This window comes from Enterococcus sp. S22(2020) (assembly GCF_020295385.1).
GTDB classification, from domain to species: domain Bacteria; phylum Bacillota; class Bacilli; order Lactobacillales; family Enterococcaceae; genus Enterococcus_L; species Enterococcus_L dunnyi.
Genome location: NZ_JACFUD010000003.1, coordinates 89,683 through 115,063, shown reverse-complemented (window position 1 = coordinate 115,063; position 25,381 = coordinate 89,683). Strand labels below are relative to the sequence as shown.

The following is a 25,381-nucleotide window of genomic DNA, read 5'->3' as shown; positions in this document are numbered from 1 at the left end:
CTGTCATTTGAGTTACAGTTGCTTTAAACAAAACTAATTTTGTCCTTTAAAGATTTTCGATAAGTCGTTTCATAATCATATAAAGGCGTTGGATAATCACCATTGAAATAAGCCATGCACAGTCCTGAATACGGTGCATCATAGTTTAAACCGATTGCATCGATCAAGCCCTGTTCACTCAAAAAACTCAAAGAATCTGCAGTGATCAATTGTTCGATTTCAGAGACTGAATGATTGGCTGCAATCAATTCTTTTCTTGTTTGTATATCTATCCCATAAAAACAAGGGAATTTTAACGGCGGTGATGCAATTCGAACATGAACTTCTTTTGCCCCTGCATCTTTTAATAGTTGAACGATACGGCGGCTCGTCGTTCCTCTCACGATCGAATCATCGACCATCACTACCCGCTTTCCTTCGACCACGCCTCTTACAGCCGAAAGCTTCATCCGAACACCCTGTTCTCTTAATTCCTGAGTCGGTTGAATAAATGTTCGTGCAATATATTGATTTTTGACTAAACCCATTTCATAAGGAATCCCGCTGGCTTCTGCATAGCCGCTCGCTGCAGAAAGCGATGAATTAGGAACACCGACGACCATATCTGCTGCAACTGGTGCTTCGATCGCTAAACGTTTTCCCATATTTTTTCTCGCTGTATGAACGTTCACACCGGCAATATTAGAATCCGGTCGGGCAAAGTAAATATACTCCATTGAACAAATCGAATATTGAGTGTCATCTGTATATGTCTCAACTTTATACCCGTTGTCATCAATGATGATCACTTCTCCTGGACCAACATCTCTGATAAAAGCAGCACCAATCACTTCTAATGCACAGGTCTCACTGGCGATCACATATGCACCGTTTTTCATTTGACCGATCGATAATGGTCGAAACGCATTTGGATCAAGTGCTGCAATCATTGCCGTTTCAGTCATCAGTAAGTAAGCAAAACCACCTTTGACTGTTCTCAGACCTTCTTTTAGCTGTTCGATAAACGTTTCTTTTTTACTACGACGAATCAGATGCATCAAAATTTCAGTATCTGAGTTAGAATGAAAAATCGCACCATCTTTTTCTAATTCTTTTCGCAAACTCTTGGCGTTGGTTAGATTTCCATTATGAGCAAGACCACACGAGCTATCGTAAAATTTGAATAAAAATGGCTGAATATTATCTACACTGCCATTTCCAGCAGTTGCATAGCGGACATGACCAATCGCAGATTCGCCACTCAATGCAGTTAGCGAGCGGTCATCTTTGAACACTTCAGATAATAGCCCCAACCCGCGATAACCATTTAATTTCCCCTCATGATTAGAAACGATGCCTGCACCTTCTTGTCCGCGATGCTGCAAACTATGAAGACCAAAATACGTTACTCGAGCAGCATCTGGATGTCCCCAAATCCCAAAAACTCCGCATTCTTCATTTAGACTTTTTACTTCATAAGACATGGAATAGCTTCCTCCCAGACTTCTCTCGCCTTTTGTGTCATCACTTCGATTTTTTGATCAGCAGTTTTAATCTTGAGCAATCCATTATTAGTAACTACACCGATTTTTTTAGCCGAATCTTTTACTAGTTGTTCAAAAGCAAATTGATTTTCAGGTTTCACTGAGACAACAAAACGGGATTGTGTTTCAGAAAACAATAGCGCAGTATCCATTGCTGTATCCACATCTATACCAACATTCTGTTTAAATGCAGATTCTGCTAAGGCGATTGCTAAACCGCCTTCTGAACAATCATGAGCACTTGCAACCAAGCCTGCTTCAATCGCTTTCGAAACTAACTGTTGATGTTCTTTTTCAATCATTAAATCAAAGTCCATCAATTTTCCTTCGATTCGACCTAAGTGCATTTTTTGGATTTCAGTACCATTAAAATCTGCATTTGTTTCCCCTATAACATAAATCAAATCGTTTGCTGCTTTAAAGTCTTGTGTCGTTATATTCTTCAAATCACTGATCAATCCAACCATACCAATAACAGGTGTAGGATAGATTGCTTTACCATCAGTCTCGTTATATAAAGAAACATTTCCGGAAATTACTGGCGTCTCTAAAACTTCACATGCTCTTGCTATTCCATCAGCAGATGTCCACAGCTCCCAAAATCCTTCCGGTTTATCCGGTGAGCCATAATTTAAGCAGTCAGTGATCGCTAAAGGCTGACCGCCGCTGGCAACAATATTTCTTGCAGCTTCTGCCACTGCTATTTGTCCGCCAACTTCCGGATCCAAATAAAGATAACGCGCATTACAATCTGTCGTCATCGCTAGCGCTTTATTCGTTCCCCGAACGCGTAAAACAGCTGCATCACTACCAGGTAATACGACCGTATTCGTTCGCACTTGGGCGTCGTAGGTTTCATAAATGACTTTCTTAGAAGCGATAGTCGGCTGTTGCAGCAAAGCAAGCAATGTTTGAGTTCCGTCGATTACTTCCGGATAGAAATCATCCATTGAAGCAAAAGCACTGATTCTAGCTGGCTCTTGTTTTTCCTTTTGATACACTGGTGCATCTTCTGCCAATGCATCCACAGGTAAATTAGCAACTTCTATGCCGTTATGATTCAAACGATAAAGCCCATCATCTGTCACTTTCCCAATCGTCACAGCGTCCAAATCATATTTTTGAAACAAGTCAATCACTGTTTGTTCATGTCCTTTTTCAACACAGATCAACATACGTTCCTGCGATTCAGATAACATCATCTCATAAGGTGTCATGCCTATTTCACGCTGCGGTACATCATCTAGATCTAAAATCAAACCAGAACCAGCTTTTGAAGCCATTTCAGCACTAGAAGAAACCAAACCAGCTGCTCCCATATCTTGAATGCCCACCAAAATATCTGAGTGGTTCAAGATCAATTCTAAACAAGCTTCCAGTAAAAGTTTTTCCATAAAAGGATCACCAACCTGAACAGCAGAACGCTGCTGTTCTTCACCCTCAACAAATTCTTCAGAAGCAAATGTCGCACCATGAATGCCGTCGCGTCCTGTTTTCGCTCCGACATACATGATGGCATTCCCGACTCCTTTGGCTTGTCCTTTTTGAATATCTTTATGATCGATCAAACCGACACACATCGCATTTACTAAAGGATTGCCTTCGTAGCAAGGATCAAAAGCAACTTCACCGCCGACAGTTGGGATTCCAATACAATTTCCGTAGCCGCTAATACCAGCAACCACTTCTTCTAAAAGATATTTTGTCCGATCATTTGTCAGCTCACCAAACCGTAAAGAATCCAACAATGCAATTGGTCTTGCTCCCATACTGAAAATATCTCTAATGATCCCACCAACACCGGTTGCTGCACCTTCATATGGTTCAACCGCTGAGGGATGATTATGACTTTCCGCTTTGAATACCACTGCTTGACCATCACCGATATCGACGATCCCCGCACCTTCACCTGGTCCTTGTAATACTTGCGGTCCTGAGGTAGGAAATTTTCGTAAAACTGGCTTCGAATTTTTATACGAACAATGCTCGCTCCACATCACTGAGAATAAACCTGTTTCTGTGTAATTCGGCATCCGGCCTAAAATATCCTCTTCGATCATTCGATACTCTTCATCTGTTAAGCCCCAGTCAGAATAGATTCGTTGGTTTTTGATGTCTTCTGGCGTTGGTTCCGTTACTTTCATCATACGTTTATCCGTTCCTTTTCATAGTTTTTAACAATCGATTTAAAAAAGCGCAGACCATCATCAGAGCCTAAAAGACTTTCTACAGCTCGTTCCGGATGCGGCATCATACCTAAAACATTCCCTTTTTCATTGATGATCCCAGCAATATTTTCAATACTTCCATTAGGATTTTCATCTGCATACGTAAAAACGATTTGCTGGTTTTTTTTCAGTGTTTCGAGCGTTTCTTCATCACAATAATAATTTCCCTCGCCGTGTGCTACCGGTATTCGAATGCATTCTCCAGCTTTGTACTCGGAAGTGAAATTCGTTTGATTATTCACCACTTTCAACGACACAGTTTTACAAACAAAATGAAGCGATTCATTGCGAATCAACGCTCCCGGCAACAACCCAGCTTCTGTCAAAATCTGAAAGCCATTACAGGTGCCAAAAACTGGTTTTCCTTCATCCGCAAACCGAACAACTTCATCAATGATTTTAGAAAAACGGGCAATCGCCCCGCATCTAAGGTAATCACCATATGAAAAGCCGCCAGGTATCAATATCCCATCAAATCCTTCTAAACTCTCTGCATCATGGCGAACGTATTCTGCCTCTTCACCTAAAATGTCTCTAACAGCCCATAAAAGATCCATATCACAATTCGATCCGGGAAAAACAATGACCGCAAATTTCATTTTAGAGCTCCTCCGTGATTTCATAACGATAGGTTTCCATATTGACATTTGCTAGTAATTTATCACAAATTTCTTCGATCACAGTTTCAACAGTCCGATCACTTTGTGCCACTTTGATTTCAAAGTATTTTCCTATCCGAATTTCTTCGATTTCATTGAATCCTAAGCGATGAACCGCTCCTTTGACCGCTTCTCCTTGAGGATCTAATACAGAATCTTTGTACGTAACATAGACTTTTGCTAAGTAATTCATTGACTATTCTCCTTTTTTATCGTTAATTGAATCTTTTTTCCAAACGAGTTAATACTTCTTGATACACAGGTACGATTTCACCTAAATTTTTACGATAGACATCTTTATCTAGAGGTTGATTCGTTTTAAAATCCCATAAACGGCACGTATCAGGGGTAATTTCATCAGCTAATAAAATCGTTCCGTCAGAGCATCTGCCAAATTCGATTTTAAAATCAACTAATCGTAGATCGATTTCTCTGAAAATCTCAATCAACAGTTGATTTATTTTATGCGCTTCGTCTTTGATTTTTTTGATTTCCTCTTCATTTGCAATTCCAAGAACCTTGACATGGTCATCATTGATCAATGGATCATCCAATGAATCTTCTTTAAAGTAAAATTCCAAAATCGGCTGTGCTAATTCTACTCCTTCTTCAAAAGCTAATCGCTTAGCAAAACTGCCAGCAGAAATGTTTCTGATCACAACTTCTAAAGGTATGATCGCTAAAGGACGCACTAATTGTTCGTGTTTTGATATTTTTTTGATAAAATGGCTCGACATTCCTTTTTGTGCGAGCTGCTCAAAAATCAATGCAGTTATTTGATTGTTGAGCATTCCTTTCCCCTGAACGATATCTTTCCTAGCTCCATTCAAAGCAGTTGCCTGATCTAAGTATTCCACTCGCAATTGCTCAGGATCATCTGTTTTAAATAGTTTTTTTGCTTTCCCTTCATATAACAACATATCTTCCATCGCAGTCCAGCACTCTCTTTCCGTACGTTTTTTATTATAGAAACGAATATCATTCGTATAATATCTTTGTTTACATTTTAACAAGCATTATTCTGGGCGTCAACAAAATCATTAACGATAATAAAACATTTATCATAATCGTTCGTGTTTATCAAAATGATACTTTTTCTTCATTCCTCAAACAACAGAAAAACAGCTGTAAGCATTTACAATAGATAGTAAAAATGGTATGCTAATAAAAAATAACTTGCTTAACGTGTTCACTATTCTTTAGTGATGATTTTTAGGAGGGACCTCAAGAATGACTAGCGATTATGACCATTTGACTCAGGAATTTTTGGCAGGATTAGTGCTTGAAGAACGAACGAAATTGTATAATGACTTATTAGCCTTAGAAGAAGTTCATAAGTTGAATCAGCACAGCTCTTACTACACATTTAGAAATTTGAAGCGTATTTTTCAACGACATTCTGAACGAAGAAAGCGTACGTTTCGTTATATAAATAGCCATAACAACGAACTGTTGATCCATCAGATTCACGAACAACATTTCTGTAAAAATAAATATTGTATTCAGATTTACTTTAATTCAAAAGAGTGCAATTATTTGTTTATCGATCAACTACTTACTGCGCTAAAAGCGCCTTCTACTTCACCATTAAGAAACTTAAGAGAAATAGCCATTTAAAAGACAGAAACTCTTAGAGATACAGCTAAGAGTTTTTTTGGTCACTTGAGGAGAGATTATGGAAAAACTAAAAGTTAAAGTAACAGTCGATCGTCCTGTTGGTTATCTAGATTCCTTTAATAATCGTTACCCAGTAAATTATGGTTACATCGAAGGAGTGATAGGCGGAGACGGCGAAGAACAAGATGCATATATTTTAAATGTACCAGCAAAAAAGTTAGATACATTTATTGGCATCGTCACAGCCGTGATCCATCGAAATGACGATATCGAAACGAAGTGGATCGTTATACCAGAAGGTTCAACGATCTCAGTGGATGAAATCACAAAACAAACTTATTTTATTGAACAACACTTTGATAGTCATATTGAACTTCTTTAGATAAGAAGAGAGTATCAACCAAAAGTAACGATTTCTTTTGGTTGATACTCTCTTTTTTCTATTACGCTAGTCCGACACGCTCAAAAATAATGTCAACATTTTTTAAATGATAATTATAATCAAATGCATCATCAAGCTCTTCTTTAGATAACACCGAGGTGATCTTTTCGTCAGCTTCAAGTAATGGTCTGAACGCCGTTTGATGATCCCAAGCATAAGCCGTTTTCGGCTGAACTAAATCGTAAGCTGCCTCTCTTGTCATACCGTGATCGATCAATTTTAATAATACTCGCTGGCTATATATCAGTCCAAAGGTTGCCTCCATATTGCGTTTCATATTCTCTGGAAAAACAGTTAGATTTTTCACGATCGTCGAGAAGCGATTCAACATATAATTCAATAAAATCGTTGTATCTGGAATAATGATTCGTTCTGCTGATGAGTGGGAAATATCTCTTTCATGCCATAAAGTGACATTTTCATAGGCTGTCACCATATGTCCGCGAATCACACGAGCAAGCCCCGTCATATTTTCCGAACCAATTGGGTTTCGTTTATGCGGCATCGCAGATGAACCTTTTTGACCTTTTGCAAAAAACTCTTCCACTTCTCGTGTTTCAGATTTTTGCAGTCCGCGAATCTCTGTTGCAAATTTTTCGATACTTGTTGCAATCAGCGCCATTGCAGAAACGTATTCAGCATGCAGATCCCGCGGTAAAACTTGAGTAGAAATTTCCTGCGCTCTGATGCCTAAATGCTCACAAACATATTCTTCAACAAAAGGAGGAATATTCGCGAATGTTCCAACCGCACCACTGATCTTCCCAGCCTCTACGCCTTTAGCTGCATGATCAAAACGCTCAATATTTCGTTTCATTTCTGAATACCATAAAGCTAGCTTCAACCCAAAAGTAGTTGGTTCAGCATGAACACCATGTGTACGACCCATCATGACTGTATCTTTATGTTCTTTAGCTTTTTCACCAACGATTTCTGTAAAACGTGCGAGATCTGCTCTTAAAATATCATTGGCCTGCTTCAATTGATAGCCATAAGCTGTATCAACGACATCTGTACTCGTCAAACCATAATGTACCCATTTACGTTCTTCACCTAACGTTTCAGATACAGCTCTGGTAAATGCCACAACATCATGACGCGTTTCTTCTTCAATCTCTAAAATTCGAGCAACATCAAATGAAGCATTGTCACGAATTTTCTGCACATCTTCTTTTGGTATTTCACCTAGTTCTGCCCAAGCTTCATCAGCTAAAATCTCAACTTCCAACCAAGCTTTATAGCGATTCTCATCTGTCCAAATAGCACCCATCTCTGGTCGTGTATAACGATCAATCATTCGTTTATCTGCTCCTTTTTAATCCCAAATAGTTGTTTGATAAATTTCTTCTAAGGTTTCGTATATATCCTCTGTCAAAATCGTGATATGCCCCATTTTGCGGCCTTTCTTTGCTTCTGCTTTACCATAATAATGAAAATGCCACTCTGGTTTTTCAGCAATCACATCCATCGTTTCATACATTTCATCACCTAAAATATTGACCATCACCGCTTCTGATAATAGTTCAACTTCGGCCAACGGCCAGCCGCAAATCCCCCGAATGTGGGCATCAAATTGACTCATCGAGCACGCTTCGATCGAATAATGTCCTGAATTGTGCGGTCTTGGTGCCAACTCATTTACATAAATACCACCATCATTGGTCAAAAACATTTCAACAGCTAGTGTTCCAGCTAAATCGACCGATTCGGCAATGACACGAGCGATGCGTTGCGCCTCAGCAACAACGTCATCATTGACTCTAGCTGGCGCAATCGTTTCATGCAAAATATTGTTACGATGAATATTTTCTACGACAGGGAAAACAGTATATTGTCCCTGCCCATTTCCGCTCACTAGGACGGATATCTCTTTTTCATAAGGAATCCAAGCTTCTAAGACACAGGTTCCCTCTCTTAATAGATGCATCGCAGAAGAAACATCGGAAGTACTGTATAAGACAAATTGCCCTTTGCCATCATAACCGCCTCTAGTTGTCTTCAGCACACATGGGTAACCGATACCGTCGATCGCATCTTGAATATCTGTTGGGCTAACGATCGTTGCATATGGCGCAATCACGATATTATTTTCTTCAAGGAACGACTTCTCTAATAAGCGGTCTTGAGTTATCGCTAAAAGATCGGAACCTTGAGGGATCTCTGTCAACTCTTGTACCTGCATCAACGCCTCAACATCGACATTTTCAAATTCGTAAGTCAACACTTGGGAACGACTAGCTAATTCTTTTAGCGCTTCAACATCATCATATTCAGCCAGTAAATGCCAATCAGCCACCTGTGCTGCCGGACAGTCAACAGTCGGATCTAAAACGCCTATACGAAAGCCCATCTCCCTAGCGCTAAGCGCCATCATTCTGCCTAATTGTCCGCCACCAATGATCCCGATCATTTGACCCGGCAATAATGGTTTATTCAAGTTCATCACTACTTTCCATCACTGTTTGTTCAAGAAATTTACGCTCAGCGTCTAATTTCCCTGCTAACTCTACATCATACATGGAAAGCATCTGAACTGCAAGCAATCCTGCATTGACTGCTCCTGCACGACCGATCGCAGTCGTTGCTACAGGGACGCCTCCTGGCATTTGAACGATCGATAACAATGAATCCAATCCATTTAATGCCTTCGACTGAACAGGCACTCCTATCACCGGTAATGTCGTTTTAGCAGCTATCATCCCTGGTAAGTGGGCAGCACCGCCAGCTCCTGCGATAATCACTTTAATGCCACGGGCTCTTGCTTCTTCAGCAAAATTAAACATATAGTCCGGCGTTCGATGAGCAGATACGACTTTTTTTTCATAAGGAACACCAAAAGCTTCTAAACGATCACACGCTTCTTTCATTGTCGGCCAATCCGATGTACTTCCCATTACTACTGAAACCACGACAGACATAAGATTCCCCTTTCTCTATTCCCCTTCATTTTAGCAAGGCTCAAGCAAGGTGTCAAAATAAAATCGAATATTATAGTGATTTTTAATCTTATTGTTCGTATATACAGATAAAATAAAGAAAAACCAAACGAACATTCAGTTTTTCTTTATTTTGTTTATTCAATTATTCCTCTGATTTCAAACCATTGAAAAGTAGATTCAAAATGATAGCAGTCAGACTGCTCATTACAATTCCGTTTCCAGTAAACATACGTAAAGTTTCAGGCATTTGCTGGAATAAAGTCGGCATCATATTGAATCCAAGGCCAAAACCAATTGATATCGCAATGATCAACAAATTCTTATCGTTCGTATAATCGACTTTAGATAACATCCGCATTCCTTGAACAGCTACCATACCAAACATAACCAGCATTCCCCCACCTAAAACAGGTTCAGGAATAATTTGAGCTATAGCACCAACTTTCGGCAATAGTCCTAAAGCGATCAAGAAAAATGCTGAGTAGTAGATCGGGCGGCGGGTTTTGATTCCTGAAAGCTGGACCAAACCGACATTTTGAGAAAAGCCAGTATAAGGGAACGTATTGAAGATTCCACCTAGAATAACTGCCAATCCTTCTGCCCTATATCCTTTTTTAAGCTCTTCTTCTCCGATATGTTTTCCTGTAATATCCCCTAAAGCAAAATAGACACCTGTCGATTCGACCATACTGACAATTGAAATGATCACCATCAAGACGATAGATGAAAGATCAAATGTCGGTGCGCCAAAATAAAAAGGTTGCGGGAAATGGAACCAAGTAGCCTCACCGACGGGAGCTAGATCGACTTGACCTAAGACTGCCGCTAAAGTCGTTCCACCGACTAATCCAACAAGAACCGCAATCGATTTGATAAAGCCTCGACCCCAAACTTGAACAACAATAATCAAAGCGATCGTTATAAATGCTAATAATAAATTCGTGCCATTACCGAAATCTTTTGCAGAAGCCATTCCTCCGCCCATTTTTTCAACAGCTACTGGAATCAAGGTCAATCCAATCACCGTGATCACCGTTCCTGTGACCAATGGAGGAAACAATTTTTTGATTTTCGAAAATATTCCTGAAACTAACACAACAAAAATCCCAGAAGCAATGATCGAACCGTAGATCGCGCCGATCCCCTTATCGTTTCCAATCATGATCAATGGAGCAACGGCTTGAATCGCACATCCTAATACAACAGGCAACCCTATGCCGAAAAATCGATTGACCGTCAATTGTAGTAAAGTAGCTATTCCGCACATAAAAATATCAATAGAAATCAAATAAGTCATCTGTTCTGAATTAAAATTCAGTCCTGTACCGATCAATAATGGAACAGCTACCGCACCAGCATACATTGCTAATAAATGCTGCAACCCTAAAACAGCTGCTTTGCCGTTTTCAGGATTTTGTTGATTCAATTCTTTGTTTTGATTTTCTTCATTTGCCAACTTTATGCATCCCCCTCAAGAAATTCGACTTCACCATTTTGCAGAGAAGCAATTCGAGCTAAAGATACGACTTTCATCCCCATTTCCTCTAACAGCGAGCGACCATCTTGAAACGACTTTTCGATCACGATGCCAATGCCATCCACGTCAGCACCAGCCTGTTGACATAATTCGATCAGTCCTTTTGCTGCTTGACCATTTGCTAAGAAGTCATCAATGATCAATACTTTATCTTCACTGGATAAAAATTTTCTAGAAATTGAAATCTGACTCGTTACTTGTTTCGTAAAAGAGTATACAGAAGAGGTCAATAACTCTTCGTCCATTGTTAAGCTTTTTGCTTTACGAGCAAAAATCATTGGTACGTTCAATTTTTTGGCTGCAAAAAGAGCTGGAGCAATCCCCGAAGCCTCGATCGTAACAACTTTTGTAATTCCCGCATTTGCAAATACCTCTGCAAAACGATAACCGATCGCTTCCATCAAGATAGGATCGACCTGATGGGTAACAAAGCTGTCTACTTTTAATACGCCATCCCCCAAAACTCTCCCGTCTTCTTTGATTCGGTTTACTAGTTCTTCCATTACTTCCGACTCCTTCATCCTATTTTTTATAAAAACAAAAAAAGCCTTCCCCTGCAAAAAGCAAAAAAGGCCCTCAGACTCTTTTTCGCTTATAGACCGACATTTACGGTGTCGGGTAGAGACAGTCATCCATATTATGACCATATATAAGCTCTTGTATTACTATACAATAGTACAAAACTCTGAAAATTTCAATGAAAAGAATAAATTTTCATTGAAATCTTACAGAGCTTTATTTACAACTATTATTTATTTGTTCCTCATTTTTTGATGAATGCGGCTTTTCCGCCTGTAGGTAATGCAGTATTTTTAGGTACCACTCTGATTTCGATTGCTTCCAGACGTTTAGACAATCCTTGTGTTCCCGAAGATTGTCCATTTTTAGTCCACGCTTGCCAGCCATAATCTTGGGAGTGGACTCGGTATTGCACATCATATTGTGTGGCTGCAGTTCCGGTCAATTGGATTTGAATCGCTTCTAACCGTTTCTTTTGTCCTGTGGTTCCACTCAACGCATTATTTGCTTTCCAACCTTGCCAGCCAATATCTTGAATATGTGTTTTGTATTGGATTCCTCCGTTAACAGATGAGTCAAGCTTGATTTGAATACCTTCTAATCGTTTCTTTTGTCCAGTACTTCCACTTGATTGGCCTGCTGCTACATAACCGCCCCAACCAAAATCTTGGACATGCGTACGATAGCTCACTAGATTAGGAATCGCAGGTGCACTATTTTTAATCACTCGTACAGCGAAATCCGGTTTAAAATAGGTAGTCGAATTGATTTTGACCACTTCATTCACATTTGGTGCGTGGATATATTGGTTATTTCCTATTGCAATCGCTACATGATAAGTGTTTCCTTTAGCACCCCAAAAATAAAGATCCCCAGGTTCTGCTTGAGCAGCACTGATTTGCTCGCCTGATTTTTCTTGTGGCACTGTGTAATCACCAATGTTTTTCCCTGTCACTTGTAAGTATACATAACGAGTCAATCCAGAACAGTCAAACACATTCGGACCTTTTCCGCCCCAAGCATAAGGTTTCCCTAGATGTCTTCTGGCTTCGTTTACAATTTGTGTTTTCTGTGAAGCTGCTGCAAATGTAACCGCACTTCTGGCTGCTGGTTGTTCTTCGATCGTTTCTAACGAAAAATCAGGCATCTCCTGAATTTTCTGGATTTGTTCAGCTGTATATCCAGCATCAAGCGCTTCCTGATAGCTTTCATCTCCAAACACCTCTGTCGCTTCCGCCGACTGGGTCGATCCAAGCGCAAAGAGCATCAGAGCAGCCCCAACTATGTAACAATACTTTTTCATTATTTTCCCAACTCCTACTCTCTCATTCGATTTAATTTAATGATAACATAAAAATAAAATAATTATAGACTAGTAAAGCTAGCTTATTTAATTTTTCATCGTTTTGTAATATAACCTGATTTTTGTAATCATCAAAAAAAGTGATCATAAGGAAATTTTTACCCTCATTAATCACTTAGTATGTTGTTCATCGATCCTACTGATCGTTTTCTTTTTCTAAATTTCTATACTTATCCATTTTATGACTAAAAAGCTCACCATTGCTAGGCGGAGTATAGGTAATGGCATTTGCACCAGCTGCGATCGTTTCAGTGATCGATTCATCTGTCGGTCCTCCTGTTGCAATGATCGGCAACGTAGGGTATTTCTTTCTGAAATAGCGAACGGTTTCTGCAGTATTTTTTCCAGCGCTAATGTTAATCATCGTCACTCCAGCAGCTATTTTTTCATCGATTGGCGTATGGATCGATGTCACCGTACTAACGACAGGAATATCGACAACCTCACAAACCATCTCAACTGTTTCAACTGGTGTCGGCCCATTTAATACAACCCCGATCGATCCCTGAGCTTCTGCAAAAAGGCTCATATACGCAGAACGTTGTCCTTGCGTCAAACCTCCGCCCACTCCTGAAAATACAGGAATATCTGCTGCTTCTATAATACTTTTAGTGATTGCTGGATGCGGGGTAAATGGATAAACAGCAATGACTGCATTTGCATCCGTATTCCGAATGATCGCAATATCCGTAGTAAAAATGATCGACTTGATTTTCTTTCCAAAAATTCTGATCCCGCTTGCCTGTGCAATCACCTTCGGCACTTGTACAATATCCTGCTTCAGCGGTGTGACGATTTCCGGTACCCATTTTTCTTCCATCTAACTCCTCCTTTTTCTTAATGATCGTATTTGTTTAAATCATAGCTTTCGATCACATGAATAACTTTTTCAGCATAGGTTGGATCTGTTGCATAGCCTGCATCCTGTAAAGCTTGTGCAGCCTCTTTATAATTTTTCGCCAACAACACATTTTCATATAGACGAGGATTCCAAGTGACACCATTGACAAACAATCGAGTATGGTCATCCATTGATTCTTCCCAAGTATCATAAACTCTGAAATCACCTTGAATCACGATCCACTCTTCATTGATGTATTCCTTCGTTTCAAGATTCACTTTTTTCTGATCACCATACGCTTTGATTCCAAATAAATTATTATATTTAGAGGCAAGCGTGCTTTGCCCCCAGTTTGACTCTAAGATTCCTTGTCCAATAATAATACTAGGTAAAACGCCATAAGAAGACTGCAACTCTTGTGCGTGCGGGCTGATTCTATCGATAAACTCTTCTTTTGACACCTGTTCATTTTTCTGTGCCGTATTTTCTTCAGTTTTAGAACTATCTGATAACACATTGATGGAAAAGATAAATGCAACCCCAACAATCAATAGTCCCGCAAATAATGCCGGTAAGTTTGATTGTCTTCTTTTCTTTTTATACCTTTGACTATTCATACATTCCCTACTTTATCGTGTATTCATTCCGTTAAAAAAACGGACAATGGCTGACTGATTATATCAGTTTTTTTCATTACAATCAATCTACAGCTGTCGTAGTCATGGTTGTCGAAGTTTTCGTTGGTTCCTTAGATGTTGTCGTCATGGTCGTTTGGCTTACTTCTGTTGTTGTTTCAGTTGTGTTTTTTGTCTTGTCTTTTGCTGTATCATGTCCAAAAAATACATAGATCACAGCACCTAACATTATAATGACGGATAATATGCCTAAAATTTGTTTCACAAAAAAACTCCTCACTTACTTATTCACCAACGTAAGTTCCCATTAAATTTTCATTTACCCAATCTAATAGCTCTACTTTCGATCCTTCCAGCTGACCTTGTAAAGTGGCCGGCAAACGAAACGTAACGATATCATCAAAGCCCCATTCACCATACGAAACGGTAACTTTCAAATCGATATATGCTTGCTCTACATGTTCGGCCTTGTTTTTTGAAGGGATCAATTCAGCCACTCCTGCTCCAGACTGCAGCCATTTTTTGGCGATCAAGGTTTTTAATCGCTTATATTCAGACACAGCAACATTTCTTTTTTCTGGAAAAAGAATGGTTTGGCGCAGCACTTTTTGTGTCAGCATCCACTCATAATCAGTAAAAAGATTTTTCACCTTTTGCATTTCTTCGTTAGTCAAGCTAGTATGACCTTTTTTCCAGTTCTCCCAGTTTTCTTTCGACGTTTGGAGATAGTCGGTATAAAACGTCTCTTCTGTTTCAAACTCTTCTATAATTGCATCGATAAGAATATCTATATACATTTGGTGCATGACTTTCGCCTCCTTTCTTTATTTTACTGAAAATATCAAAAAAAAGCATCTCTTTGCTCCACTTATTTTCGTTTTTTTAAGAAACATTCACCTTTTTCTCTAATAATTTTTACGTTAACTTCCATTTGCTTAAATTTAACCACGATTTCATACTTCTCATGTATAATAGAAGTGATCTTTTAATTAGGAGGAACAAACAATGGCAAATTATAATTGGGGCATCATCGGACTTGGTGATATTGCAACAAGCTTTACAGAAACATTTCAGCATGAACACAGCAGCATCCATGCAGTTGCTTCACGTACATTGAGTAAGGCAGAGGAATTTGCTAAACAGCATAATATCCCTACTGCATATGGCTCATACGAGGAACTATTGTCAGATGATTCTATCGATATCATCTACGTTGCAGTACCAAACAGACAACATATCGACCACATCTTGAAAGCTCTGCACGCAGGGAAGCATGTTCTTTGCGAAAAAGCGATCACTATGAATAGCGCTGAACTAACTGAAGCGATGAAACTAGCTGAAGAAAAGAATCTAATTTTAGCTGAAGCTATGACGATTTTTAATATGCCTTTATATCATGAGCTAAAAAGCCAAATCGATTCTGGTCGTTTCGGCAAGCTAAAAATGATCCAGGCGCCTTTTGGCAGCTACAAAGAGCCCGATCCAACCAACCGCTTTTTTAATCCCGAATTAGCTGGCGGTGCTCTTTTGGATATTGGAACGTATGCTGTTTCTTTCGCCCGTTGGTTCTTGAGTGCACAGCCTAAAGTAGTCGCTTCTGTGATGCAGCCTTTCTCTACAGGAGTAGATGAACAATCGGCTACTATTTTACAAAACGATGCACAAGAAATAGCCACTGTTTCACTAAGTTTTCAGGCAAAGATGCCCAAACAAGGAGTTGTGGCTTTTGAAAATGCCTATTTGGTGATCAACGACTATCCTCGAGCGGATGAAGCAAAAATTTTCTTCAACGATGGCACAGTTGAAACGGTCGTCTCTGGTGATAGTTCTCAAGCACTGAATTATGAAATCGACAATATGATCCAAATGATCGAAGGAACCTTGTCAAATCGTTCTCTATTTTTGACAAAAGACGTGATCGATGTATTAGATCAAATGCAGCAAGAATGGCAAAAATAATCAAAAATAGTGTAAAAATCAAAAAAGCAGTTGACCCTAAATAAACAGGGACTAACTGCTTTTTTCTTTTTAATTATTACATTTCATTTGGTGCATGAAGACCTAATAAACGTAAATCTTCCTTGATGATCATAGCCATTGCATAAACTAAAGCCAAACGTGATTCTCTCTCAGGATCATCAGCTAAAATTTTCACATGGGCATAATACTTATTGAACGCTTGAGCAACTTGGATCGCATGTTTTGCAATCACTGAAGGCTCATATTTGTCAGCAGCTTGCAAAACGACATCTGGGAATTTTTGAAGTAATTTTACTACTTCCCAGCTTTCTTTATCGTTCAAAGCGTATTCTTTTGTTTCATCGATCGTGAAATCCGCTTTTCTTAAAATACTCATTGCGCGAGCGTGAGTGTATTGAACATACGGTCCTGTCTCACCTTCGAAACGCACAACTTCTTCTAGTACGAAATCAAAATTGTTCAAACGATCATTTTTCAAATCATGGAAAATCACTGAACCGATCCCTACTTGTCTTGCTACTTCTTCGCGATTTGGCAAGTCAGGATTTTTTTCCATGATTTGCTTATTCGCTAGCGAAACTGCTTCATTCAAGACTTCTTCTAGAAGAACGATTTTCCCTTTACGGGTAGATAGCTTCTTACCGCCTTGTGTAATCAATCCAAATGGTACGTGATGCATATCGTCCGACCACTCAAAACCTAATTCTTTCAACACAGCTTTTAGCTGTTTGAAGTGATTCGACTGCTCGTTACCAACGACATATATTGCTTTAGCAAAATCATACGTCCGTTTACGATAAACTGCTGCAGCTAAATCACGGGTGATATATAGTGTTGCCCCGTCTGATTTTTTGATCAACGCAGGGTTTAAATCATACGCAGATAGGTCAACGATTTCAGCACCTTGATTTTCTTGCAGTAGATGCTTTTCTTCCAGCATTGTAACGATTTCAGCCATCTTATCATTATAAAAAGCTTCCCCATTATAAGAATCAAACGACACTTCAAGCATACCATAGATTTTATCAAACTCTTTTAATGACTCTGTACGGAACCATTGCCATAAATCAGTAGCTTCTTGGTCCCCTTCTTCAAGTTTTTTAAACCACGCACGTGCTTCTTCTTCCAATTCAGGTTGTGTTTCCGCCTCTTCATGAAATTGCACATATAGGCGTAGTAATTCTGTAATTGGCGCATTTTTGACGCCTTCTTCTGATCCCCATTTTTTATAAGCAACGATCAGCTTTCCAAATTGAGTGCCCCAATCGCCCAAATGATTGATACGAACAGGCGAATAACCGATTTTTTCAAGAATAAAGGCAATTGAGTTACCAATGACCGTTGAACGTAAATGCCCCATTGAAATTGGTTTTGCAATGTTCGGCGATGACATATCGATCGGTACACTGCCCTTTCCGCCAATAGAACTATCCCCATAATGACCTTTTTCTTTGGCAATCTGAGTGATCACTGCATGACTGACCATCTTTTTATTCATGAAAAAGTTTAAATAAGGGCCAACCACTTCAATTTTTTCAAAATCTGAACCTTCGATTTTTTCGGCTAATTCTGCGGCAATTTGTTGTGGCGCTTTACGGTAGACCTTTGCTAATGAAAAAGCTGGAAAAGCCACATCACCATGGTCAACTGACTTAGGATTTTCTAATAATTGTGTGACTGTCTCTAAAGATAAATCATCTTTCACTACTGCATAAATAGCTTTTGCTACGATTTCTTTGTTATTCATCTTTCTCCTCCTATATATTAGGTTATTCATTTTTAGTTCATTTGCGCTCTCACAGTTAATGTTTCCTTTATTCTTACTCATCGTTACTTTTTACTTAAGAATATGGCTTTCTTTGACTACTGAAAACTTCTCAACAGATATGCAAGTTTCATCAATTGCGGTGTTTCCTTCGCTTTTGGTACTTCACTTCGTCCGTCGCCAACTACTTTTCAACATCTGCTCTGGCTTTGCCAGTCGCAGTGTTTCCTTCGCTTTGATACTTCGCTCCATCCGTCGCCAACTACTTTTCAACATCTGCTCTGGCTTTGCCAATCGCAGTGTTTCAAAGCAAAAAGTCCCTGGTGTTTAAAAACACCAGAGACGAGAATTTCCCGCGGTACCACTCTAATTGTCCATTCTACGATAGACCCACTTAATCTAATAACGGTAGATAGCCGTCTGCTTGTGCAGATCCTCTAAAGTGCGCTTCCTTTACTTGTCATTTTCGGCTTACACCGTCCCGAAATCGCTTGTGATGACCTTAGATAAAGTACTCTCTTTTTCAACGAATCAATATGAAACTGGATTTATTATAGCAAAATTTTACGAATATGCCTAGTCCTTAATTATTGACCGATCGTTTTAAAGCTCAAACTAGGTTCTGCATTTAGATGAGCATCAGCTAAATGGCCTTTTTCTGCTTCGACGAATGCTGCCGCACCAATCATCGCAGCGTTATCTCCACATAGTCTTAACGGAGGCACAATAAAAGTTGTTTCTGGTAATTCGTCAGCGATCTCCTGACTTAATCGTTCTCTTAATCCTTGATTTGCAGCAACTCCGCCGGCCATAACTAATTGTTTCACAGGATATTCTTTACAAGCACGTATTGTTTTGTCGACTAATACGTCGATCACACTCGCTTGAAAGCTAGCCGCCAGATTTTCGATACTAAGTGCTTCCTCCCGTTGTTGTGCATTATGAACAGTGTTGATAAACGAGCTTTTTAACCCGCTAAAACTAAAGTCATAATTATCCTCTTTCATCATCGCTCGTGGAAAATGATACGTATCTTGCCCTAAATGAGCCAGTGTATCAATTTCCTTACCGCTCGGATAACTTAATCCTAACACCCGTCCAACTTTATCGTACGCTTCACCAGCAGCATCATCTCTTGTTTCACCGATTATTTCAAAGGAACCTGTTTCTTTCATATACACTAACTCTGTGTGCCCTCCGCTGACGAGTAACGCCATCAAAGGAAATTGTAACGGCTCTACAAAGTGAGCCGCATAAATATGGCCAGCCATGTGGTTGACTGGAATCAACGGCAGATCATTAGCCCATGCAAAAGCCTTTGCAGCGGAAATTCCAATCAATAATGCGCCGACAAGGCCAGGTCCGTAAGTTACTGCCACTCCACTTAAATCAGCCGGTCCTACCTCAGCTTCCATCAATGCGTCTTCGATACACAGCGTGATTTCCTCCACATGATGACGACTCGCGACTTCCGGCACGACACCGCCAAATCGACGATGACTTTTTACTTGAGAAGCAACTATGTTGGATAAAATTTGATCGCCATTCTCAATTACTGCGACACTCGTTTCATCACAGCTGCTTTCGATCGCCAAGATCAGTTTTCTTTCTTTATAAAAAAAAGTCATTGTTCCACTTCCTTAATTTTTAAACACATTACAATTCCATCTTCTACTGGACGTGTGTAATATTTTTTTCGGCGACTAAGCGTCTCGAATTTTTTTTTCAGATATAACTGCTGAGCCGAATAATTGGATGCTCGGACTTCTAAAAAAACAGTCTTGATTCCCTGCTCTTTAAAAAGCTGAATAGCCTGATCCAACAATTGACTGCCTACGCCCATTCCCTGTAACTTCTTTTGGACAACGATATGAGATATATCGACCTCATCTAAAATTTGCTGGTAACTGATAAATCCCTGCCATTCGTCTTCTTCGATCTTTACAAGGTAATCCGTTACTTCTTGCTGCAGATCAACACTGAATTGCTCCAATGACCACGGAGAACCATGCTCATACGCGTTTTCACATAATTGCCATAACTTTTCAGCAGCAGACTCGATCGGCAGCTCTTCTTTTAAACAATACATTTGATCACTCTTCTTTTAAAGACAACACCATCTCAAGGGCGTCTTCTTTGTTTTCAGTATAGTACTCCGGCTTGATCGTACTTGATGTAAACCCTAATTTTCTATAGACTCTTTGAGCATTCTTATTACTGATCCTCACTTCTAATGAAATTGTTTCGCATTTATTCAAAACAGAAAACTGCTGAATTTCTTTGATCAAAAAACTACCGATCCCTTTTCCTTGATAGGCAGTAGAAACTGCGACATTTGTAATGTGCGCATCTTTCCCAAACAATCGACAACCAATAAAACCGATCGTTTTTCCTTCTTTTTGAATCAACAAATACAAATGAGGGTCTGTTGCCTGCAGCTCCATTAAAAAGGCTGTTTTCGTCCATGGCATTTCACCGGCATAGACTTCCCTTTCGATAGATAATAAATCCTTGATATCCTCAAATTTGATTGCCCGCACGAAATAATCTTCATTAGAAAGCTGAATCGTTTTTGCTTCATAAGGCCGATTTTTAAAAAGTAAGCCTGCAAGCTTATTGAAAGGATTAAATCTTTTCAACATATGTTTCTCCTTCAGGTTTATGTTCTTTTAGCCAATTTTCTTCCGCTTCTACTCGTTTCAGATAATCCGGTAAAAAATGATGAATATCCATTGATGATTCAGCTTTTCTTCCAAGTCCAGCAAGTACGGAAGCATTTGGGATCTGCCATTGAGGAATCGTATTGATCACAGCATCCGGCAAGATTTCTTTTATTTGTTCTTGAAATTTCACAGCATCCTCACCGACAAAATAGACATGTTCAAACTCCTTCAATTGCTTCAACCACTCTTCTAAAGAAATATGTTGATCTGCAATGATCGTCTGTAATTCACCATTTATGTATTCATAGGCCCCTGTATAAACATTATTTCTTCTAGCATCGAACAACGGAACGATCACACCTTTGATCGAAATACAGTTCGCCGCTACCGTTTTCAAACTAGAAATTCCAACTAATTCTTTATTCAGCGTGTATGCTAATGTTTTGGCAGTTGTTACACCTATTCTCAACCCCGTATATGAACCTGGACCTTGCGCAACGACAATTCGATCAAGCTCTTTAGGTTTCAAACCAATATCTTTCATCAATTGTGTGATTGCCGACATCAATGTCAAACTATGATTGCGTTTCACGGTTATAGTATATTGTCCTAAAATTTTTTCCTCATCACAAACTGCGATAGATAATGTCTGATTCGAGGTATCTATTGCTAAAATACGCACAAAAAAATCCCTTTCTTTCATTAGGTAGTTGTTTCATTGTAGCATATTTTTTCGAAGCAGTAAAAAAGTCCAAGTGTTCTTCTAAATAAATATAAAAAGCACAAGAAAACGTAGACTGAGGCAAAAACATTTAGCTCCAAAAAAATTAAGAAGAAGTTGCTTTTTTTTCTCCGTTTATTCGAAATTAATGAGGCTGAGACAAAAGCGTTTAGCTCCGAGAAATAAGAAAGAATTTACGAAAATTGCTTTTCAAATTTTAGTGAATTTCTGCTTATTTCCGAAGGAGCTGCTTTTTTTTCGCCGTTTATTCACGTTTAGAGAGCGAAACAAAACTGATTTTTAGTTTTGTCCCGCTCTCTTAAGGTTTCCTAAATTTTAATAAATTGACAGCTAACTCAAAAATAGCTTGTTTTATCTCTACATTTATTTATAGGTTGCTTCTAAATAATCAATCAACGGTTTACTGATATCTGTCGCTGTATCATTTTTTCTAGAGTCTTCTACCATGATCATCGCAGAGAACTTATTATTGCTGCGATCCATAGCCAGAAGGAAGCTATTTTCCTTGCCAACGGTATCTTGTTTCTCTTTGATTTCAGCTGTTCCTGTTTTAGCAGCCAATGAGAATTCAGGATTGTACATATTATGCACGTAACCATCTGCATCTTCCACACTGCCAAGAAGATCCGTCACGATCGTATTAGCCGCATTTGAACTAATTACATTTTCTTTCGTCTTTGTCTCTTTAGACAACTCGATTTTCGGGTAGACCAGCTTACCTTCATTTTGGAAAACTGTATACATCGCCGCTTGCTGGATCGGTGTAATCAAAAGCTGACCTTGACCATAACCTGTATCTGCCAATAGAATCTCTGATCTGAACGAGTCTTCATTTGAAATTTGAGCTGGATTCATCGGAATGGCCAAGTCTAGTTTTTCACCAAAAATAAATTTATCCAACCCTTTTCTAAAAGTTTCTTCCCCCATACGCAGCGTCTGTTCTGCAAAATAGATATTGTCAGAGTTGACCAAAGCTGTTCGCAAGTTGACAGGACTTGCTTCTTTTACCCGCGTCACAAAATAGTCACCCCAAGAAGCATCCTTCTGCCATTTCAATCCATTGATCGCAAGTTCTTCTTCCGGCTTAAGTGTCCCGGCATCTAAACCAATACCACCTGTGATCGTCTTAAAGGTCGAGCCTGGTGCGTAGCCTGTAGCAAACCTTGCTGTAAATGGTAAATTTTCATTATTAGCATACGCATCGTATTCTGTTTGAGAAATACCATTCGCAAGCTTATTCGGATCAAAAGATGGTGAACTGACAGTCGCTAATAAATCCCCTTGCCGCGGATCCATCACAACGGCACTGCCTGGACGATTTGCAAAAATAGCATAGGCTTGTGACTGTGCATTTTTATCGATCGTCAATTGAATTTTCTGACCATCTTTTTTCTCTACTTTTTGAAGAACACTTTTTTCCTGTCCATTTTCATCAGTAATAGTGATACTTCCACCGTCTTGTCCACGTAATTCTTTATCAAAGGCTTGTTCCAGTCCAACTTTCCCAACGACACCAGTGCTGCTTAGAGAAGGATCTTTTTCAATATCTTCTGCTGTCACTGTTCCAACGTAGCCGATCAATTGTGCAGCTGCTTCTTTTAGTGGATAGTATCGGACAATTTTGTCTTGTGAAGCCGCACCTTGTGGCAAATCAGTGATCGGATCAAAGGATATTTTGATCGGCACGAATGAATCATCTTGGACCCAAGCTTGCTTCAAATGTTGTTCAATTTCATCTACAGGAACATTGAACTGATCACTGAAAGCTTTGATGTTTGCCGTTTTTGCGTCTCCCTCTCCAAGTTTTCCTGGAACAATACCAACCTGATCAAAAGCTTGATTTACAGCAAGCCCCTCTCCGTTACGATCAACGATTTCTCCACGCGCCGCAGTATCTACGCCAATAGAGACTTTATCCTGACCAGACATCTTCGGAAAAATCAAGCTAGGTTGCCAGTTGATTTTGTAGTTGTCTTTTTCTTTATTGATCGTCGTTTTATAGGATAAACCCTTTAAGTTACCTAACGGTGTCGTCATCTCTAGTTGATAGCTAAATGTGAACTTGTCACTAGCTTCTTTTTCAACTTTTACCTGTTTACTCTTGATTCCTTGTGCCTGTATCCCAGTGAAGATCGCTTCATATTTTTCAACTAATTGATTCTTATCATATCCATTGTCTTTGATCGACTCTTCACTCAACACAGTAGGAAGCTGATCAAACTCTTGCTTAGATAAATGTTTTAAAAAAGTTTGCGCTGTTTTCTCCGCTTGCTTTATTTCTTGCTTAGTTTGCCATGCACTATAAGCAAAAACACCACCACCCAAAGCAGCAACAACTATTATCCCGCTAATTACTAAAATTATCGGTTTTTTTGACTTCTTTTGTGTTCTTCTTTCCACTAGCGATTCCCCCATCTCTTCCATTTTAAAATGTCTTCTTTATTATACCTCAATCTTGTCATTTATTCGTTATAAAAAGAGGAAGCTTAGCAAAAAATCAATAAGCTTATTAGACCTTAGCTGTATTTTTACCTTCTTCGTTTATGGTATACTATTTTCACGTACAACTTTTATCAAGGAGGAATTTGGAATGGGAATTATTAAAGCAGCAACAAGTGCGATAGGCGGAGGCTTAGCGGATCAATGGATCGAAGTCATTGAACCTGCTGATATGGGTGATACGACCGTTATGACCAAGGGAATTTTTGTTCGTAAAAATGATAAGCGCGGCTCTAACCGTAAAGGAACAGAGGATGTTTTGACGGATGGTTCTGTTATACATGTGTACCCAAATACGATGATGATTTTAGTCGATGGCGGTAAAATCATTGATTATACTGCTGAAGAAGGTTATTACACAGTGAAAAATGACTCCGCTCCTTCGGCGTTCAATGGTTCATTAAAAGCAGCAATTTCAGAAAGTTTTGACCGTTTTAAATTTGGCGGTGTGACTCCTCAAAAACAACAAGTCTTCTACATCAATTTACAAGAAATCAAAGGGATCAAATTCGGGACTTCTTCTCCCCTTAATTACTTTGATAATTTTTATAATGCAGAATTGTTTTTACGAGCGCATGGGAATTATTCGATCAAGATCACAGACCCATTACTATTTTTCTCAAATGCGATTCCTCGAAATAAAAGCCAAGTAGATATTAATGATATCAACGAACAATATTTAGCAGAATTCTTAACAGCTCTTCAATCTGCGATCAATAAAATGTCTGCAGACGGTGAGCGTATTTCTTATGTACCATCAAAAAGTTTAGAATTAAGCAAATATATGGCACAAGCCTTAGATGACGAATGGCGTGAACTTCGTGGAATGGAAATCGTTTCTGTTGCAGTTGCTAGCATTTCATACACGGATGATTCAACGAAATTGATCAATATGCGTAATCAAGGAGCGATGTTGAGTGATCCAAGCGTCCGTGAAGGCTATGTTCAAGGATCATTGGCCCGTGGAATGGAAGCAGCTGGAAGCAATGAAGGAGGCGCAATGAACGGGTTTATGGGCGTTGGTATGGGCATGAATACTAGCGGAAATTATTTTGCTCAAGCTTCTCAAACCAATCAGCAGCAAATGCAGGAAAAACAAAATCAGCAAAATGCCCAAGGCTCAGCTGATACTTGGACTTGTCCTCAATGTGGAACAGAAAATTCAGGGAAATTCTGCTCTAACTGCGGCACACCGAAGCCAACCAATGAGAAACCAAAATTAGAAATGAAATGCAGTGAATGTAGTGAAGTCGTTGACCTATCTAACGGTATTCCTAAATTCTGCCCGCATTGCGGCAAACCATTTCAAGGAATTCCATTATAAATAGCAACACAGAAAATCCGAGTGCGGAACAAAGCTAAAAAACAGTTTTGTTTCGCACTCTAAAACTAAACAAGCCTATTTAGCGGTCTAAACTAAATCAGATTG

Annotated in this window: 26 protein-coding genes, 1 riboswitch and 1 other annotated feature; of the genes, 4 read left to right on the top strand and 22 right to left on the bottom strand. The window is 39.3% G+C overall.

The features are described from left to right. Positions 1-23: 23 nt before the first annotated feature. From purF to purC, 5 genes are read right to left on the bottom strand one after another with little or no spacing between them, the layout of a single operon-like run. Positions 24-1,463, bottom strand: coding sequence for an amidophosphoribosyltransferase (purF, locus tag H3T55_RS06330; RefSeq protein WP_225533815.1), 1,440 nt, complete (start codon positions 1,461-1,463; stop codon positions 24-26). Then, positions 1,448-3,670: a phosphoribosylformylglycinamidine synthase subunit PurL gene (purL, locus tag H3T55_RS06325; protein ID WP_225533814.1), complete on the bottom strand. Its 2,223-nt coding sequence runs from the start codon at positions 3,668-3,670 to the stop codon at positions 1,448-1,450. Before purL ends, purF begins: the two co-directional genes overlap by 16 nt. Further along, positions 3,667-4,374, bottom strand: a complete 708-nt coding sequence (gene purQ, locus H3T55_RS06320; protein WP_318652965.1) for a phosphoribosylformylglycinamidine synthase subunit PurQ — start codon at positions 4,372-4,374, stop codon at positions 3,667-3,669. The genes purL and purQ overlap by 4 nt, the downstream gene beginning before the upstream one ends. Next, entirely contained in the window at positions 4,352-4,603 is a 252-nt protein-coding gene (gene purS, locus H3T55_RS06315; protein WP_087640277.1) for a phosphoribosylformylglycinamidine synthase subunit PurS, read from the bottom strand. Before purS ends, purQ begins: the two co-directional genes overlap by 23 nt. 22 nt (positions 4,604-4,625) lie before the next feature. Further along, on the bottom strand, positions 4,626-5,339 hold the full coding sequence (gene purC / locus H3T55_RS06310) for a phosphoribosylaminoimidazolesuccinocarboxamide synthase (RefSeq protein WP_225533812.1): 714 nt from the start codon (positions 5,337-5,339) through the stop codon (positions 4,626-4,628). Positions 5,340-5,640: 301 nt separating this feature from the next. On the opposite strand from purC, the gene H3T55_RS06305 reads away from it, so the two are divergent. Next, positions 5,641-6,027 carry a hypothetical protein gene (locus H3T55_RS06305; protein WP_087640279.1) on the top strand — a complete coding sequence of 129 codons (387 nt, stop codon included), beginning with the start codon at positions 5,641-5,643 and terminating at the stop codon, positions 6,025-6,027. 58 nt (positions 6,028-6,085) lie between these two features. After that, positions 6,086-6,409, top strand: a complete 324-nt coding sequence (locus H3T55_RS06300) for an inorganic pyrophosphatase (RefSeq protein WP_225533811.1) — start codon at positions 6,086-6,088, stop codon at positions 6,407-6,409. 61 nt (positions 6,410-6,470) lie between these two features. On the opposite strand, the gene purB is transcribed toward H3T55_RS06300, so the two are convergent. The 10 genes from purB to H3T55_RS06245 all read right to left on the bottom strand — a co-directional run bounded on the left by purB (position 6,471) and on the right by H3T55_RS06245 (position 15,109). Continuing rightward, on the bottom strand, positions 6,471-7,766 hold the full coding sequence (gene purB / locus H3T55_RS06295; RefSeq protein WP_225533810.1) for an adenylosuccinate lyase: 1,296 nt from the start codon (positions 7,764-7,766) through the stop codon (positions 6,471-6,473). 18 nt (positions 7,767-7,784) lie between these two features. After that, a complete protein-coding gene (purK, locus tag H3T55_RS06290) occupies positions 7,785-8,906 on the bottom strand; it encodes a 5-(carboxyamino)imidazole ribonucleotide synthase (protein ID WP_225534140.1) in 1,122 nt (373 codons plus the stop codon). Beyond that, positions 8,899-9,387, bottom strand: coding sequence for a 5-(carboxyamino)imidazole ribonucleotide mutase (gene purE, locus H3T55_RS06285; protein ID WP_225533809.1), 489 nt, complete (start codon positions 9,385-9,387; stop codon positions 8,899-8,901). The genes purK and purE overlap by 8 nt, the downstream gene beginning before the upstream one ends. A 163-nt stretch (positions 9,388-9,550) precedes the next feature. After that, on the bottom strand, positions 9,551-10,864 hold the full coding sequence (locus tag H3T55_RS06280) for a nucleobase:cation symporter-2 family protein (RefSeq protein ID WP_225533808.1): 1,314 nt from the start codon (positions 10,862-10,864) through the stop codon (positions 9,551-9,553). Positions 10,865-10,866: 2 nt separating this feature from the next. Further along, a complete protein-coding gene (locus H3T55_RS06275) occupies positions 10,867-11,448 on the bottom strand; it encodes a xanthine phosphoribosyltransferase (RefSeq protein ID WP_087640284.1) in 582 nt (193 codons plus the stop codon). Between the two features lie 72 nt (positions 11,449-11,520). Continuing rightward, a riboswitch (purine riboswitch) is annotated at positions 11,521-11,618 on the bottom strand. 90 nt (positions 11,619-11,708) lie between these two features. Then, positions 11,709-12,767 (bottom strand): NlpC/P60 family protein, encoded by a 1,059-nt coding sequence (locus H3T55_RS16755; protein WP_412523565.1) that lies wholly within the window; start codon positions 12,765-12,767, stop codon positions 11,709-11,711. 196 nt (positions 12,768-12,963) lie between these two features. Continuing rightward, positions 12,964-13,647 carry a hydrolase gene (locus H3T55_RS06260; RefSeq protein ID WP_087640286.1) on the bottom strand — a complete coding sequence of 228 codons (684 nt, stop codon included), beginning with the start codon at positions 13,645-13,647 and terminating at the stop codon, positions 12,964-12,966. Positions 13,648-13,664: 17 nt separating this feature from the next. Then, the gene (locus H3T55_RS06255; RefSeq protein WP_087640287.1) at positions 13,665-14,285 is read right to left on the bottom strand and encodes a glycoside hydrolase family 73 protein; all 621 of its coding nucleotides are present in this window, start codon (positions 14,283-14,285) and stop codon (positions 13,665-13,667) included. Positions 14,286-14,367: 82 nt separating this feature from the next. Further along, complete coding sequence (locus H3T55_RS06250; RefSeq protein ID WP_087640288.1) at positions 14,368-14,568, bottom strand: hypothetical protein; 201 nt, start codon at positions 14,566-14,568, stop codon at positions 14,368-14,370. 19 nt (positions 14,569-14,587) lie between these two features. Continuing rightward, complete coding sequence (locus tag H3T55_RS06245) at positions 14,588-15,109, bottom strand: hypothetical protein (protein WP_225533807.1); 522 nt, start codon at positions 15,107-15,109, stop codon at positions 14,588-14,590. 199 nt (positions 15,110-15,308) lie between these two features. Between H3T55_RS06245 and H3T55_RS06240 the strand changes: the two genes are divergently transcribed. After that, on the top strand, positions 15,309-16,262 hold the full coding sequence (locus H3T55_RS06240) for a Gfo/Idh/MocA family protein (RefSeq protein ID WP_225533806.1): 954 nt from the start codon (positions 15,309-15,311) through the stop codon (positions 16,260-16,262). Between the two features lie 76 nt (positions 16,263-16,338). On the opposite strand, the gene argS is transcribed toward H3T55_RS06240, so the two are convergent. The 7 genes from argS to H3T55_RS06210 form a co-directional block, all read right to left on the bottom strand. Then, on the bottom strand, positions 16,339-18,030 hold the full coding sequence (argS, locus tag H3T55_RS06235) for an arginine--tRNA ligase (RefSeq protein ID WP_225533805.1): 1,692 nt from the start codon (positions 18,028-18,030) through the stop codon (positions 16,339-16,341). A 183-nt stretch (positions 18,031-18,213) separates the two neighbouring features. After that, the gene (locus tag H3T55_RS16620; protein WP_263866778.1) at positions 18,214-18,342 is read right to left on the bottom strand and encodes a hypothetical protein; all 129 of its coding nucleotides are present in this window, start codon (positions 18,340-18,342) and stop codon (positions 18,214-18,216) included. A gap of 41 nt (positions 18,343-18,383) precedes the next feature. Further along, positions 18,384-18,584, bottom strand: a binding site (T-box leader). A 51-nt stretch (positions 18,585-18,635) separates the two neighbouring features. After that, a complete protein-coding gene (gene tsaD, locus H3T55_RS06230) occupies positions 18,636-19,676 on the bottom strand; it encodes a tRNA (adenosine(37)-N6)-threonylcarbamoyltransferase complex transferase subunit TsaD (RefSeq protein ID WP_225533804.1) in 1,041 nt (346 codons plus the stop codon). Next, on the bottom strand, positions 19,673-20,137 hold the full coding sequence (rimI, locus tag H3T55_RS06225; RefSeq protein ID WP_225533803.1) for a ribosomal protein S18-alanine N-acetyltransferase: 465 nt from the start codon (positions 20,135-20,137) through the stop codon (positions 19,673-19,675). The genes tsaD and rimI (H3T55_RS06225) overlap by 4 nt, the downstream gene beginning before the upstream one ends. Before the next feature lie 4 nt (positions 20,138-20,141). Continuing rightward, positions 20,142-20,690: a ribosomal protein S18-alanine N-acetyltransferase gene (gene rimI / locus H3T55_RS06220; RefSeq protein ID WP_225533802.1), complete on the bottom strand. Its 549-nt coding sequence runs from the start codon at positions 20,688-20,690 to the stop codon at positions 20,142-20,144. After that, positions 20,674-21,393, bottom strand: coding sequence for a tRNA (adenosine(37)-N6)-threonylcarbamoyltransferase complex dimerization subunit type 1 TsaB (gene tsaB / locus H3T55_RS06215; RefSeq protein ID WP_225533801.1), 720 nt, complete (start codon positions 21,391-21,393; stop codon positions 20,674-20,676). Before tsaB ends, rimI (H3T55_RS06220) begins: the two co-directional genes overlap by 17 nt. Positions 21,394-21,816: 423 nt before the next feature. Then, positions 21,817-23,853: a penicillin-binding transpeptidase domain-containing protein gene (locus tag H3T55_RS06210; RefSeq protein ID WP_225533800.1), complete on the bottom strand. Its 2,037-nt coding sequence runs from the start codon at positions 23,851-23,853 to the stop codon at positions 21,817-21,819. Between the two features lie 190 nt (positions 23,854-24,043). Here H3T55_RS06210 and H3T55_RS06205 point away from each other — a divergent pair, with 190 nt between their 5' ends. After that, positions 24,044-25,276 carry an SPFH domain-containing protein gene (locus H3T55_RS06205; RefSeq protein ID WP_087640295.1) on the top strand — a complete coding sequence of 411 codons (1,233 nt, stop codon included), beginning with the start codon at positions 24,044-24,046 and terminating at the stop codon, positions 25,274-25,276. Positions 25,277-25,381: the final 105 nt, after the last annotated feature.

What these genes read in the sequence shown, in the direction of transcription:
- purF (WP_225533815.1), bottom strand. Translation starts at nt 1,463, where the DNA reads ATGTCTTATGAAGTAAAAAGTCTAAATGAAGAATGCGGAGTTTTTGGG.
- H3T55_RS06245 (WP_225533807.1), bottom strand. Translation starts at nt 15,109, where the DNA reads ATGCACCAAATGTATATAGATATTCTTATCGATGCAATTATAGAAGAG.
- H3T55_RS06260 (WP_087640286.1), bottom strand. Translation starts at nt 13,647, where the DNA reads ATGGAAGAAAAATGGGTACCGGAAATCGTCACACCGCTGAAGCAGGAT.
- H3T55_RS06300 (WP_225533811.1), top strand. Translation starts at nt 6,086, where the DNA reads ATGGAAAAACTAAAAGTTAAAGTAACAGTCGATCGTCCTGTTGGTTAT.
- purQ (WP_318652965.1), bottom strand. Translation starts at nt 4,374, where the DNA reads ATGAAATCACGGAGGAGCTCTAAAATGAAATTTGCGGTCATTGTTTTT.
- H3T55_RS06240 (WP_225533806.1), top strand. Translation starts at nt 15,309, where the DNA reads ATGGCAAATTATAATTGGGGCATCATCGGACTTGGTGATATTGCAACA.
- purS (WP_087640277.1), bottom strand. Translation starts at nt 4,603, where the DNA reads ATGAATTACTTAGCAAAAGTCTATGTTACGTACAAAGATTCTGTATTA.
- H3T55_RS06305 (WP_087640279.1), top strand. Translation starts at nt 5,641, where the DNA reads ATGACTAGCGATTATGACCATTTGACTCAGGAATTTTTGGCAGGATTA.
- purC (WP_225533812.1), bottom strand. Translation starts at nt 5,339, where the DNA reads ATGGAAGATATGTTGTTATATGAAGGGAAAGCAAAAAAACTATTTAAA.
- H3T55_RS06205 (WP_087640295.1), top strand. Translation starts at nt 24,044, where the DNA reads ATGGGAATTATTAAAGCAGCAACAAGTGCGATAGGCGGAGGCTTAGCG.
- rimI (WP_225533802.1), bottom strand. Translation starts at nt 20,690, where the DNA reads ATGTTGAAAAGATTTAATCCTTTCAATAAGCTTGCAGGCTTACTTTTT.
- H3T55_RS06255 (WP_087640287.1), bottom strand. Translation starts at nt 14,285, where the DNA reads ATGAATAGTCAAAGGTATAAAAAGAAAAGAAGACAATCAAACTTACCG.
- purL (WP_225533814.1), bottom strand. Translation starts at nt 3,670, where the DNA reads ATGATGAAAGTAACGGAACCAACGCCAGAAGACATCAAAAACCAACGA.
- H3T55_RS16755 (WP_412523565.1), bottom strand. Translation starts at nt 12,767, where the DNA reads ATGAAAAAGTATTGTTACATAGTTGGGGCTGCTCTGATGCTCTTTGCG.
- H3T55_RS06275 (WP_087640284.1), bottom strand. Translation starts at nt 11,448, where the DNA reads ATGGAAGAACTAGTAAACCGAATCAAAGAAGACGGGAGAGTTTTGGGG.
- purE (WP_225533809.1), bottom strand. Translation starts at nt 9,387, where the DNA reads ATGTCTGTCGTGGTTTCAGTAGTAATGGGAAGTACATCGGATTGGCCG.
- purB (WP_225533810.1), bottom strand. Translation starts at nt 7,766, where the DNA reads ATGATTGATCGTTATACACGACCAGAGATGGGTGCTATTTGGACAGAT.
- rimI (WP_225533803.1), bottom strand. Translation starts at nt 20,137, where the DNA reads ATGTATTGTTTAAAAGAAGAGCTGCCGATCGAGTCTGCTGCTGAAAAG.
- argS (WP_225533805.1), bottom strand. Translation starts at nt 18,030, where the DNA reads ATGAATAACAAAGAAATCGTAGCAAAAGCTATTTATGCAGTAGTGAAA.
- tsaD (WP_225533804.1), bottom strand. Translation starts at nt 19,676, where the DNA reads ATGACTTTTTTTTATAAAGAAAGAAAACTGATCTTGGCGATCGAAAGC.